Origin of the sequence: Longicatena sp. 210702-DFI.1.196 (genome assembly GCF_020563125.1) — a bacterium.
GTDB lineage: Bacteria > Bacillota_I > Bacilli_A > Erysipelotrichales > Erysipelotrichaceae > Longicatena > Longicatena caecimuris.
In genome coordinates, this window is sequence record NZ_JAJCPX010000019.1 from 14,134 (window position 1) to 27,143 (window position 13,010).

Consider the following 13,010-nt stretch of genomic DNA (forward strand, 5'->3'; position numbering starts at 1 on the left):
ACAATAGGTGGGCAGTGATATTGGTATTCGAATTCGAAGAAGTATTATTCACATTAAGTTGAAAAGTACCAGTATTAGCAGTATTATTCCAATTACCACTGAATTTCGCTACACATGAAGTATACAAATTAGTATAATCGTGTGTTTGGCTTTTTTCTAAATTCTGATGAACAATATCACCTTATCTATTCCCCATAAATGAAGGACACCCTTTCAGGTGTCCTTCAAAAAGAATCTTATAAATACATCAGGCGGGCAGCGATATAGGCATTCGAAAACGAAGAAGCAACACTCACATTAAGCCGAAAAGCACCAGCAGTAGCAGCATTATTCCAATCACCACCGAAAAGCGCCACACACGAAGCATACAAACGAGCAAAATCGCAGAAGTATGTTGTTTCTGAACCATTGACTTCCTTTGCAACAAATCCTGCTTTTGTGCTTCCCTGTGGTTTAGACATATAGTTTCCAATGTTAGCAGAAACACCGCCATTTCCATTGTTTGTATATCCTGAACCGCTGTCATTGAATCCACTGTTTGCAGTCAATACATTTCTTGAACTGTCTGAAACAAGTCCATCAATCCATTCCCAAATGTTGCCCCAAAAATCTTCAAGACCAAAGCACTTCACATGATGATTTTGGTCAGTCATGTAAGTAGGATTTGTTGCTTTGATAAGTTCACAATCCATTCCCCATGCTTCTGTTCCACCTGATGCAATTGCTGCACTGTGACTGGAAAGAACATATCCATAACCAACAGTTGTCTGTGAATTCAGGTTCTTATATTTCAAAATATACATGCACTGTCTGAATGTAAGTTGATAGAAACCTGACTGTTCATATCCATCACCATTTGCCTGTGCCTGTGTTCTGAATGTTCCGATTGTCTGATTTGCAGTGATTGCCTTTCCTTTCAGTGAACGCAACTTGCTTGATGCAACATAACCTTTGTAAACACCAAGATAGAAGACATCTTTTGGTGTTGTTCCCCTGGTATGTGCATTATATTCAAAGTCTGCATTGTCAGGGTCATCAGTCATGGAAATAGTGATTTTTGTTCCACTGGTTGTGATGGTCAATCCCCTTCTTGGAAATGCAATCATTGCATCACCTGCATTACCGCTTGAAATATCAGCAGTTGTTCCATCTTCAAACTGGTCAAAGTTGTTTGGATTCAACTTTCCAACTTCAACACCATTTTTCAGCAATACTGGATAATGACCAAAGAATTCATCCCAAGCAGAATCACCTGCTGTCATTCCAACTGCATCATCCGCATAAGTGACACATGTTGCAGGATTGCTATTGGAAAGGTCAATGATTGCAGTCATCTTTTTATAAGGCTGTGGTGTACCTGCAACCCTGTTTGCTTCATTGATATTTGTTGCACCAGTATCTGCATAAGGAAACAGTGCAAAATAATATGTCTGACCATTCACAAGGTTATTGATTTCATAACCAGTTGTTTTGAATGCATCCAGTGTCTGATTATCAACAAGAACTGTTCCATCTTTTGCATTTTCAGGATAAGAACCTGCTTTCTGAACAAGTTTTGTTCCCTTCCATGTGCAAAGTGTCTGTCCTTCAACTACTGTGTTTCCAGGGTCAGACCAAAAGATTGTTAGTTTCTGATTTCCAACCTTGATTTTCAAGTCAGAAACATTTGAAGGTGAAATTCCACCACCGCCTGATTCAACATCAGTCCATTCACCTTCTTCATTCTTCACCTGCAACTGTTCATTGTAATATCTGAAACCATGAACACCGACTTCACCATAAATGGTTTCATTTTCATGTGTAGAAATTGCAACTACAATGTTTTGAACTTGCTGCATTGTTGGAACAGCAGCAGGATTGATTTCAAGTGTTACCTGGGAAGAAATATCAACCTTGGTATTCATCTTGTATGTGATACCGCTGACAGTTTTTCCACCAAATGCAGGCATATAATCAGGATTGTCCGTTTCAATACTAACCGCATAAAGGATTTCATTGTCTTCAATATCCTTTGCAAAAAGACCAAGTGCTTTGACATAATAACCTGAATCAAGGTTGCTGTTGTTGATTGCAGCAAGCACTTCAACCATGGTTGTGTCTGTTCTTGAAACAGAAGAAACCAGTGCTTCCTGCTTTACATCATAAAGGGATGTCAAATCCTTCAAAGATGCTGCTGAATAATCATAATCAGAAGTCTGTATCTTTGTAAAACTTGCAGTTGAAGTTCCTGCAATCATTTTTGCAATAAGTTCCTGACCCTGATTTGTAATAACTAAATCTTGCATTTTATTTTCCACCTTTCTAATTGATTGTTCTTTCAATGTTTGATACAACCACACCTGTTCCAGTCATAAGACTGTTCAGAACATGGTCAAGGTTTACCTTTGACTGCAATGTGAAATTGCTTGTTTCAATGGTAGTTCCACCGCCATGAACAGTTCCAGTCATTGTTCTGACCATGTTATTTCTTGAAGTCACAACAATATTTGCAGGAATCATGTATGACAGCATATAATCAAGTTCATCTGCCTGACCGCTTAAAGGAAGGGAAACCACAATTTCAAGTCCATATTCATTGAAACTTGGAATCAATAAATAATTTCCTTCACCACACATGACATTCAATTTTTCCTTCAATCCTTTGTATGTGTAAGGAATTGAATTATTCCACCTGGTGATTACCCTGGATTTTCTTGCATCCAGGGTGTCATCAGGTTTTGGTGTTATACCAAGCAGATTTTCAAATCTTGCGATTCCATCAATATCACATGACAAAATGAACTGATTGTTTTTAATGATTTCTGTTTCATCTTCCAGTTTCTGAATTTCAGGTTGTTCTGAATTCATGATGTGTTTGATTTCTCTGTATTCCTGAACAAATTCAGGAAGGAAAGAAAGAAGGTTTACTTCTCTAATCATTCACCACACCCCCAAACACTGGAATCTGATATTTTGTCAACATCAGATTTGATTCAGAATCATTGATTTTTGTGTTTGCAATATCAAGAACACCTTTCAGTGCCATGATTCTTGATTCAATCTGTGCTATTCTGACAACAGATGCACTTTGATTTGCCCATTCTTTTCTAATTTCAAGAAGATAACCTTTGACAGCTTCTTCAATTGCTGTTTTCTGACCTGTCCATGAATACCCTTCTTCAAAAGTAATGGATGCAGAAACATTGACAGCAACTTCTGATGCTGTTTCAACTGTGACAATATGACCAATTGGTGCAATTCCTATTCCTGAACCATCCTGTGTTGGGTCAATTTCTTCTTGAACTGTCTGAATCAAGGTGTCAGATGCTTTTCCATATTCTGAATTCAATATGGTCAAAAGAACTGTTCCACCACCATTCCAAACTGGTGTTACTTTTGTACTTCCAACACCAGGAAGACTATTTGTTTTGTTTAGGTAGTCATCAACATTGCCACCATAAGCCTTTGAATCAAATGAATCAAAATATCTTTGTCGCAAAAGTTCAGTGTCTTCTTCATCTTCACCAGGAATCAGAAGGTCTGTCAGTTCAATGCTTTCAAGACCCTGAATATAATCAATTGGAATCATATCACCAAAATAACCATTTCCAATCTTTCCAATGGTTTCACACTGCATCTTGTATTCACCATCAGAAATCTTTTCAACCACATAATAATTCAAATCATTCAATGAAAATCTTGAATTAAGTGGTATTTGAAGGTCAGATGGAACAGTTTTTGCTTTCAAAAAAGCATAAGTTGCAGGTTGTGGTGTGATTCCCCTTTCTGCTGCCCTTCTGATAAGATATTCCCTGGATGCAGTATCACCAAAGGTTTCTTTCAGGATGACATCAAATTCAATATACATCAATTGAAGTTCAACAGCAGCAGGTGCAAGTGCATCATAAATGATTGAACCTTCCCTTTTGTCCATGTTTTCAGGAACTCTGTCAAGCATTCTTTGAAGAATGTCTTCATAAGTTACATTTTCATACATCTAATAATTCACCACCTTTTCTGTTTGAACATCACCAAATATTGTGTGAACAGTGAATGATGCTTTGACTGTTCTTTTTTCAGAACTGTCAAATTCAAAGTCATCCACTGATTCAATCCTTTCATCCTGAATAAGTGCTTCTGTGATTCTTCTTTCAAGTTCAGGAATGACATAAATGACAGGCATTCCAAACAAGTCCATCAATTCAATTCCATAATTCCAGGAATAAATGATATACTGGTATCTTTCAGTATTCAGAATCTTATAAATCACCTGCTTCATTGCTTCCAATTCATCAACAGTTCCATTGATGATGTCCTGTTTTATGTTCATTTTATAGTTCACACTTGGTTCTGTTTCCATTTCCAAGTCATAGGACAAAATGTTATTTGTTGAAGGAATCATGTTTTCACCACCCTATCCAGGACAAGATATTTCTGACCGCCTTTTTGCTTCATCAGTACAACTTCTTCACCAACTGTCAAAGCATTGTGAATTGTCACTGTAATTTTCCCAACAGCATGAACATGTGAAGGGGAAACAGGTGCAGTTCCTGATTCAATGTCACCAGTGTAATAATAGTTTTGAACATTTCCACCAGTGATTTTGGTTTTATAATCAGTGACATTCCTGGTCAAAACAAGCTGTGCTTCACCAAGGGTCATCTTCTGTTCAACAAGGATTTTCAATGGTTTTGCACTTGTTACCTTTCCAAAACAGAAATCAGCAGGTTGTCCTGCTTCTGCTGCTTCCTGTGCTGCCTTTTTTATACTCACTAATAAATCATTTGCATCAAGCAACAAATTCACCGCCTCTCAATGTCAAAGTCATAAGATGCTGACTTTCTTTGAATTCATGTTTGCACTTTTCAACAAGCATCAGGTTTTTCAATTTCATATCACCCAAATCCATAATGACAACAATCATTGAACCTGCCCTGACCCTGACATCACCAAAAGCATTTTTGATGGTCAGATTTCTTGTTTTCTTGTTATACAAAGACAAAAGTGCATCTGCCTTTGCTTTTCCATTTTCACCTTCCTGCAAAGTATCAAAATATTGAAGAACACCCCATGCATTCATATTTTCTGAATCCTGTGCAACATAAACTTCCCTTGTTCCAGTTTTTTCATTGTCATAGGTCAATTTCACTTTGTTGTATGTGTTTGAATCAATGCTTGATGTGTAATCAAAATTTTCACCAGTTTCTTCATCAATCAGAAGATTCAACCGCATATTGTCCAAACCTTTCAATGCAATCTTTCCAAAATCATCATACATGACATACATATATTTCTGATTTTCAAGTGTCATATCCAATGCATTCTGAATCATATCAAACAAAGATGTGTTTTCTTCCACCCTGGACTTGATTTTGAATCCAGTGTCTTCAATTGTTCCTGTTTGCATCATATAATCTTTTGCAATCATCTGAATCAATTCACCTGCTGTCTTGTTTTCATAGACAATGGTGTCTTTATTTTTCAAATATCGCAACTGGTCATAAGCAGTGACAGAAATGATTTGTTCCTTATCTCTTTGTTTCTTGAATATGAATCCATAAAAGACATTCTGACCATTGACTTTCAGTCTGACAGCATCCCCTTCTGTGAAGGAAATAACATCATCCTTGACAACTTTGAACTTCAATTCACCTGGACAACCTTTTCTTTCAGTTGTCCAGGTGATTCCTTCTTGCACAACAGGAATGAACACTTTGTCACCATGCTGAATCAGAAGTTCAATATTTACATCCAAAAGTGTTCACCGCCTTTCTTATGCTGATGGAATGGTCAACACCTGCCCTGGATAAATCAAGTTTGGATTCTTGATTTTGTCCTTGTTAGCATTGTAAATGACAGTATATTTTGAACCATTTCCATAAAACTTCTTTGCAATATTCCACAAGCAGTCACCTTTGACCACTGTGTATGATTTGTTTGATGAAGGTGCAGGGGAATTTGTTGTTTCCCTTTTCTTTTCCTTCTGAACAGTTGGTTTTGTTTTCGCAAACTTGATGTTACAAGTCTTTGTTCCAAAATCCCTATACTGTTTCAATTTGATTGTTACTGTTACATCAAAACCTTCCTTGGAATCTTCTTTGATTTGATAATCTTCCATTGAAACCTTAATGTTTGTATTGAACAGACCTTTTCCATTTGGAAGCTGTCTGACCATGATAAACTGGAAAGGTTTCTTTGATGTCTTCATCTTTTCAAATTTATCCAGGAAGTATTTTGCTCTTTTGAACCCTGAATCATATTTTGCAAAAGGATATTTCACATTTGGAATCAGCAGGTCAAAACTGATGTCAGTCAGACCTGCTGTTTTCAAAATATTGACTTCCCCTTCATTCATCAGAATCAAGGTCTTGTTCTGATTCTTGATTTTCAATTGCAACTTTGAAGGTGCAATTGGACACAAAATTTTGTCAAGATAAACACTATATGCCATTAGTCATGCACCCCTTCCGCTGCTTTTTCCATTGCTTCATTCACACCATTTGCAAGGTAATCAACCATACCATCCAAATCCATGTCACCTGAAACATTGTTATTGTTCGTCATTTCCACTTTGATTTCCGCTGTGGTGAATCTGTTGATTGCTTCTGTTTCCGCAATGTCACGAAGATATTTCAAGTCTTCACTTGTGATGTCCAGTGAATCAGCAGCTTTTCCAGTATTTGCAGCAGTATCTGCAATATTTGCAGGAACTTGACCTGCATCATATCCTGAATAACCACCGCCATTGAACATGTTGGATGCATCAACACCACCATCACTTCCACTGAACATATTGGAAACCTTATCTGCAACACCATCACCCCATGCTGCACCTGCATTGAATGCATCTGATGCCCAACCATCCTGGAATGTGTCAAATGTGGACATTCCATCATTGAATGCATCACCAATTGACTTGTAATCTTCCTTGTTTCCTGCTGCTTCTGATGCTTTTGCTGCATAGTCATCTGCTGCACTTGTAATTCCTGAATAATCAAATTCAACAAATGGAAGTTTGTTCAGTGCTTCACAAATTCCTGCAACAACAGTCAGTGCAGTTGATAAAAGATTGTAGAACCAAGACTGGACTGAACAGATTGCATTGTGGAATGCAGTCATCATGTTTGAACCAAGTGCTGCAATTGCATTTCCAATTCCAAGGGCAATGTTTGCGACTGTCAGACCCAAGTTCTTGAAGAACTGGATGACAACATTTACACCGCCACAAATCACACCAAAACCACTGTTTGCAACACCTGTCATTTTTGCGATTGCTGCACAAACAGCATAAATAATTGCAATCAGGGCAATGATAAGAAGAATTATCCATGTCAAAGGACATGCCATCAAAGCTGCATTCAGTCCATACTGTGCTGCTGTTGCTGTGAAGGTTGCCCCTGCCTGCATCATATCAGCAGCAGCTTTCACACCTGCCATTGCTGCACTGATTCCCTGAACAACATTGTTTGCAATCAATGCTGCTGTGTAAAGACCAAGTGCTGTTGCTATACCAAGAACAATAGGTTCAATGATTGACCAATTATCACTGATAAAAGCTGCAACGGAAGATGCAAGTTCCAATATATTCAACAACCATTCCACAACAGTTGCAAAAGCAGAAACTGCATTTGCTGCAAACAGTTGGAAATCTTCATTGTTTGCAATCTCATTGACTTTTGTTAAAACTGGTTGCATCTGCATCAGTGCAGCATTTCCCATGGTTGTCCATACCTGACCCCAGGTCATAGGCATCTGTTCAAATTTTGCATTGATGTCATCCGCACTTGCAAAGATTGCATTTTTTACAATATCCGCTGTCAACTGTCCATCCTGTGCCATTTCCCTGATTTTTCCAATAGGAACATCAAGATAATCAGCAATAGACTGAATCAGGTTTGGTGCTTGTTCAAAGATGGAATTCAATTCATCACCACGCAACACACCTGAACCCAAAGCCTGTGACAACTGCAACATTGCATTGCTTGCTTCCTGTGTGGATGCACCTGCAATGGTCATCTGCTTCTGAATCAGGTTTGCAAAAGCAACAACTTCTTCTGAACTTCCAAAAGCATCCTTTGCATTGTTTCCAAACTTTGCAACAACTGCTGCCATGTCTGTGAAAGAACCCCTTGCATTCTGTGCTGATGCATAAACCATATTGACCAGTTCATCTGTGGACTGAAATCCATCATTCATCATGTCAAGTCTTGCTTTTGTCATGGTCAATTCATCAGACATGTCCATCACTTTTTCAACAGTCTGAAATGTCGCATAAGCTGCAACCAGGCTTGTGACCTTTCCAAGCAATCCATCCATAGCAGATGACCCATTTTGAACAGTTCTGTTGAAGTTCTGCTGATGTTCTTCATTATCTTCAATATTGTTTCCAAGCTGTGTGACCTGCTGTGCAGCAGCATCAATTGCCTGTCTTGCCTGGTCAATAGTTCTTGTATTGAAACCAGTGTTCATGGAATCCTGAACAGATTCATAAGCAGAACACATATTGTCCAGTGCAACAATCATGTTGTTGATGGGTGCTGAAACTCTATCAATAATCTGAATTGATGTTGCTATGCTTGCCATTGTTCTTCTTCACCATCCTTTCTTGGTATAATTTGAAAAGGGATGAACACCAACATTCATCCCTTTTTATTTTCCTTTCTTTGCCTTTGCTGCTTCTTTCTTTTCCTTGTCGATTCTGATTTTGATTGAAGCAATCACAAAAGCCTTTTCTTCCATACTCAAATTGACAAATTGTGAAGGTAAAATGTGAAGTTTCTGCAATGCATAATGTGCAAAGTTTGCTTCTGCATCCCCTTCTTCAATTAGTTTTTTGCTTCTTCAACCTTGTCTTCCAGTGTAGTGTTGAAACCATTGAAGTTCTGAACAAAGGTTGCAAATTCCTGATATTCACCAGCGTCATCAATCATTTCTTTCAGCAAATCATCAGGTGACATCACACCATAAGAATCCTGCAAGTCTTTGTCATAAAGGTTTGGTTCAACCACACATGCACAAATCATTTTGCCAATATATTTGCTTGTATCAAGTTTCGGTCTGAACATGTTTGGTTTTCCCTTGACAGGAACTTCAATCATGCATTCATCCCTGATTGCATCATTTTCCTTGGTTGTTAAAGGTTTGATTGTCCAAGGAAGGGGATTGCCCTTTGCATCCACAAGGGATTTTGTTGCTGCAAAAGTTGTATTTTCTCTTTTGATTTTGTTTGCTTTCAAAAATCTGCTTAAATCTGACATGGTATATACCACCTTTCTGTTTTATTCTAAAAAAATAAGACCCACATGCCTGTTTTGAAGACATGTGGGTCAAAATGTTTACTGCATACCATCAAGCAACTTGAAGGTTTCAGGCATCTTGAAGTCTTCAAAAGTGAAATTCAGTTCTTCATCCAGGTATTCACCATCAGCATCAAACTTTGCCAGGATGCCACCATCAATATTGCAGTCCATGAAGACAACTGTTTGTCTGCCTGCTGCACTTGTAGGGTCATCATTGGTCACCTGAATTTCAAAATAGACATCTTCACCAGTGTCCTTGTATTTCAGCATCATTTCCCTGAAAATACTGGTGTTATAGTGGAAGGTTGCTGAACCAGTACCTTTCCAACCAGTTGACTTGTTTCCAGTTCCTGTTCTTCCAAGGATAGGAACTTCTGTCTTTGTCCTTTCAAAATTTGCTTCAAAATTGATTGCCTGCATGAAGTTGTATCTGTTGTTTCCAATTGTGATGAAACATTCTGCCAACTTTGCAGAAATGGAATCTTTTGCTTTCATTGTGATATTAGACATTCTGATTCACCCCTTTCTTACATCACTGTGACAGTCATATAAAGTTTTGCCATTGCATTGACAACAGTCACTGCATCCTGAACAACAACCGCTTTCTTTGTGTCACCCTGGGAAACCTTTACATCTTCATCAGTGAAGTTTTCAATTGCTCTGATGTCCTGCAACTGCTCATGATGCTTGACAATATCTGCCCAAAGACTGATTCTGCCTGCTTCATCATTTGGAACAGCACCAAGATATTTTGTGTTGAAAAGCACTGCAATGTCATTTGCAATTTGGTCAATCACTCTGATTGTCTGATTGTCCTTGAAGATATATGCCTTTGTTTCCGTTTCCGTAACAAGGGAATTGATGTCTTCAAGAACTCTGATGTCATCACCGACCTGATGAAGTGTGAATTCACCTGCCTGAATTGCTTTTGTCAACTGTGTCTGTGTATAGTCAACATTGATTGCAAATTCACCATCATAAACCTTATTCAGATTTGATTTGTTCACTGCACATCCTGCTGAAATACCAGTCACCCAATAAACAAGGGATGCTTCTGACCATCCTTCATCAGATGTCTTGTTCTTCACATTGATAACACCTTCATAATCAGATGCCTTGTTATAAAGAATCACCTGGAACTTTGCACCGACTTCATCACGCATTCTTTTACAAAATGCATCATAAAGACTTTTGATGGTGTTTTCTGTGGTAACAACACCCATTGCATTAAATGAATAAGATTCAATCTTGTCCAAATATGCCTGGTGATTTGTTCCTGTGACATTACCATTTGTTCCACCTTCAAGTGGTGTTCCTGCTGTGCTTGAAAGTTCCGCACTGGACTTGAATGTCACATAATCATTTGCAACAAGGTCTGCTGCTTTTGCAACAGTCTGACTGTCAACCATAACAGTTCCAAGATAGGTGTTGACATCAAAAAGACTGTCATCATCCACATTCACCTGAACCTGAATCTTGATGTCATTTCCCCTTGTTCCTGCATACTTTGCAGTTGCAAAGGTATTGGATGCCTTAACACCATCACCATTCAATCTGTATGCAAACAGTGTGGTGATGTTCTTGAACAGGTCACGAAGACCTTTTAACTTTTCACTGGTGTAATCATAACCAAAGATTTTCATAGAATTCTTCTGAAAATCTGCATTTGTTACTTCAAACACTTCCCCTTCAATGCCCCAATCAAGTTCAAGTGGCATTGTTGCATAACCCCTGTCAGACAATGTTGCAGTTGCAGTTGCAAGTGAAACAAAGTTGATATATGCACCAGGAAGCACTTTGTTCTGAACAGTAAATGTTCCACCGCCTAAAGCCATTTTACTTCACCATTCCTTTCATAAATTTTTCAATCATGTCATCCACTTCTTCAATGGACTTTTCTGAACCATCAGTCCAAAGGGCATTGATGACATCATGTCTGTTGTAATATTTGTTTGATGCAAGAATCTGTTCCTTGCTATACTTGGAAACAGCTTCCTGCACAACTTCTTTCTTTGCCATTCTTTCACCTTATCCTTTCACATCAGTGCTATAATCATAAGATTCCATTGTAGGTGTTCCTTCCTGCATCTTATACATGAACATGTCATAGTTCACAAAAAACGAAAGTACACCATCACTTGTTTCACTACTCATATTTGTTCCCCTGCACAAATCACCATCAACTGTTATCAGTTCCAGGCATTCAAACAACCTTTCCCTGACTTCATTGATTTCCTTGTTCTTTTCTTCACCTTTTGGAAAATAGTGAATGCAGAACTGATTCTTTCTGAAATATCTTCTTCCAAGGAACTGTTCATTTGTAGGATTCAGACATAAAATGGAAAAACAAGGTTCATTCAAACCTTGTTCAACTGATTCAGTATAAATTTCATAGTCATCACCAAATTCAGCATTGATTGCAACACTGATTCCATCAATGATTTTGTTTATCATCTGAAAACTTCACCCAACTTTCTTTTCAGTTTGTTTTCAAGAATCTTTGCAGCATCACCCTGAACTTCCTGTTCTGAAATGGTCAGCATAAATTTTCCTTCAACCCATCCTTCATGATTCCTGGTTCTATGACCAAATTCCACATAAGATGCATATTCAACTGGATTCACCACTTCAATAACATAAGTATTTCCATAATGATTCACACGCAATGAATCAGCATAAGCCTTTCCACCTTGTGTTTTTCCACCAGTCCAACCCCTGCGAAGTGTACCGCCTTTTTTTCCTGTGCTTGCAGGATATTGTCCAACAGGTGTCCTTTTGATAACCTTTGCAAGCAACCTTGCAGCCAGTTCTTTTGCACAAGATTCAATGAAGTCATTGATTTGGTCATCATTCAATGATGCTTCCATCTTCCTTCTGAACTCTTGCAATTCCCTAAAATCGACATTTCCACCGCTTGCCATTATGCCCACCCCTTAAAGATTTCAACCACTATTTCCTGGTGTGTGCTATAAGTTGCAGGAATACCACTGGACTTATAATCTGTGGTGACACCATTCTGTGTGATTGTTAGCTTTGAACCAGGCTTGACAACAATTTCAGGTGCAAGGAATACTTCTGTTACTTGGACAAGTGCGGATGCAGCATTTTCATTTGGATTTGTATTGTTGATTGTCTTGAAAGACAATCTGCAAGGAATATCTTCCTGAACAATCACATCCTGAAAACCTGTTGATTTGTTATCTTTTTGAACTTTTTGGTGTTCAGTAATTGTGCATGTTCCTTCATACATGGATTCAATTGCTTTTCTTGCTTTTTTCACCATCTTATTTTTCTGAAACATATCAAATCACCTTCCCCTTGATTCATCAGATAGTTCACCAGTTGATTGAACCTGGATTCATCAGATGACCCTGCATCAAAATTGATTTGAGTGTCACCTTCTTTGATGCTTGTGACAGCACCATCCAAGTCAAGTTCACCAATGTTCAACTGTCCAGTCTGTTTTTTTGTGAACAAAAATTCACCACAAATCCTGTCAACCGCTGCATTAAATAAACCATCAGGGATTGAATCAGTGTTGCAAAAATTCTTGATGTGATTTTCAACTTTTTGCATACAAAAACATAAAACCCAACCATCATCTTCTTCCAGGTTATACCCAAAAGAAACCAGTCTTTTCAGAACCGCTTCATAGAATGGTTCTGAAAGACTGGTGTTGTTCATAATAGTCAGGATGTTTGCAAGAACTTTTTGAATCATTTCATTCATTCA

At 38.1% G+C, this 13,010-nt stretch carries 16 protein-coding genes; all 16 read right to left on the reverse strand.

The window, feature by feature from the left end; translation table 11 throughout:
• Positions 1 to 236 precede the first annotated feature (236 nt).
• A complete protein-coding gene (locus LI241_RS09095) occupies positions 237 to 2,285 on the reverse strand; it encodes a phage tail protein (protein WP_227151193.1) in 2,049 nt (682 codons plus the stop codon).
• A 16-nt stretch (positions 2,286 to 2,301) separates the two neighbouring features.
• Positions 2,302 to 2,919, reverse strand: coding sequence for a putative phage tail protein (locus LI241_RS09100; protein ID WP_227151195.1), 618 nt, complete (start codon positions 2,917 to 2,919; stop codon positions 2,302 to 2,304).
• Entirely contained in the window at positions 2,912 to 3,976 is a 1,065-nt protein-coding gene (locus tag LI241_RS09105; protein ID WP_227151197.1) for a baseplate J/gp47 family protein, read from the reverse strand. The genes LI241_RS09100 and LI241_RS09105 overlap by 8 nt, the downstream gene beginning before the upstream one ends.
• Positions 3,977 to 4,381 (reverse strand): DUF2634 domain-containing protein, encoded by a 405-nt coding sequence (locus LI241_RS09110; protein WP_118455400.1) that lies wholly within the window; start codon positions 4,379 to 4,381, stop codon positions 3,977 to 3,979.
• The gene (locus LI241_RS09115; RefSeq protein ID WP_227151199.1) at positions 4,378 to 4,776 is read right to left on the reverse strand and encodes a DUF2577 domain-containing protein; all 399 of its coding nucleotides are present in this window, start codon (positions 4,774 to 4,776) and stop codon (positions 4,378 to 4,380) included. Before LI241_RS09115 ends, LI241_RS09110 begins: the two co-directional genes overlap by 4 nt.
• Positions 4,769 to 5,734 carry a hypothetical protein gene (locus tag LI241_RS09120; protein ID WP_227151200.1) on the reverse strand — a complete coding sequence of 322 codons (966 nt, stop codon included), beginning with the start codon at positions 5,732 to 5,734 and terminating at the stop codon, positions 4,769 to 4,771. Before LI241_RS09120 ends, LI241_RS09115 begins: the two co-directional genes overlap by 8 nt.
• Before the next feature lie 18 nt (positions 5,735 to 5,752).
• Complete coding sequence (locus LI241_RS09125; protein WP_118455405.1) at positions 5,753 to 6,430, reverse strand: LysM peptidoglycan-binding domain-containing protein; 678 nt, start codon at positions 6,428 to 6,430, stop codon at positions 5,753 to 5,755.
• Positions 6,430 to 8,562, reverse strand: a complete 2,133-nt coding sequence (locus LI241_RS09130; RefSeq protein ID WP_227151202.1) for a tape measure protein — start codon at positions 8,560 to 8,562, stop codon at positions 6,430 to 6,432. The genes LI241_RS09125 and LI241_RS09130 overlap by 1 nt, the downstream gene beginning before the upstream one ends.
• Positions 8,563 to 8,804: 242 nt before the next feature.
• Positions 8,805 to 9,236 carry a hypothetical protein gene (locus LI241_RS09135; RefSeq protein ID WP_227151204.1) on the reverse strand — a complete coding sequence of 144 codons (432 nt, stop codon included), beginning with the start codon at positions 9,234 to 9,236 and terminating at the stop codon, positions 8,805 to 8,807.
• Between the two features lie 78 nt (positions 9,237 to 9,314).
• Complete coding sequence (locus LI241_RS09140) at positions 9,315 to 9,788, reverse strand: phage tail tube protein (RefSeq protein WP_227151205.1); 474 nt, start codon at positions 9,786 to 9,788, stop codon at positions 9,315 to 9,317.
• A gap of 17 nt (positions 9,789 to 9,805) precedes the next feature.
• On the reverse strand, positions 9,806 to 11,113 hold the full coding sequence (locus LI241_RS09145; RefSeq protein ID WP_227151207.1) for a phage tail sheath family protein: 1,308 nt from the start codon (positions 11,111 to 11,113) through the stop codon (positions 9,806 to 9,808).
• A 1-nt stretch (position 11,114) separates the two neighbouring features.
• A complete protein-coding gene (locus tag LI241_RS09150; protein ID WP_227151209.1) occupies positions 11,115 to 11,297 on the reverse strand; it encodes a hypothetical protein in 183 nt (60 codons plus the stop codon).
• Between the two features lie 9 nt (positions 11,298 to 11,306).
• Positions 11,307 to 11,732: a DUF6838 family protein gene (locus tag LI241_RS09155; protein WP_227151211.1), complete on the reverse strand. Its 426-nt coding sequence runs from the start codon at positions 11,730 to 11,732 to the stop codon at positions 11,307 to 11,309.
• Positions 11,729 to 12,199, reverse strand: a complete 471-nt coding sequence (locus tag LI241_RS09160) for an HK97 gp10 family phage protein (protein ID WP_118455418.1) — start codon at positions 12,197 to 12,199, stop codon at positions 11,729 to 11,731. Before LI241_RS09160 ends, LI241_RS09155 begins: the two co-directional genes overlap by 4 nt.
• Positions 12,199 to 12,579 carry a hypothetical protein gene (locus LI241_RS09165; RefSeq protein ID WP_118455420.1) on the reverse strand — a complete coding sequence of 127 codons (381 nt, stop codon included), beginning with the start codon at positions 12,577 to 12,579 and terminating at the stop codon, positions 12,199 to 12,201. Before LI241_RS09165 ends, LI241_RS09160 begins: the two co-directional genes overlap by 1 nt.
• Positions 12,555 to 13,007 (reverse strand): hypothetical protein, encoded by a 453-nt coding sequence (locus LI241_RS09170; protein WP_227151213.1) that lies wholly within the window; start codon positions 13,005 to 13,007, stop codon positions 12,555 to 12,557. Before LI241_RS09170 ends, LI241_RS09165 begins: the two co-directional genes overlap by 25 nt.
• Positions 13,008 to 13,010: the final 3 nt, after the last annotated feature.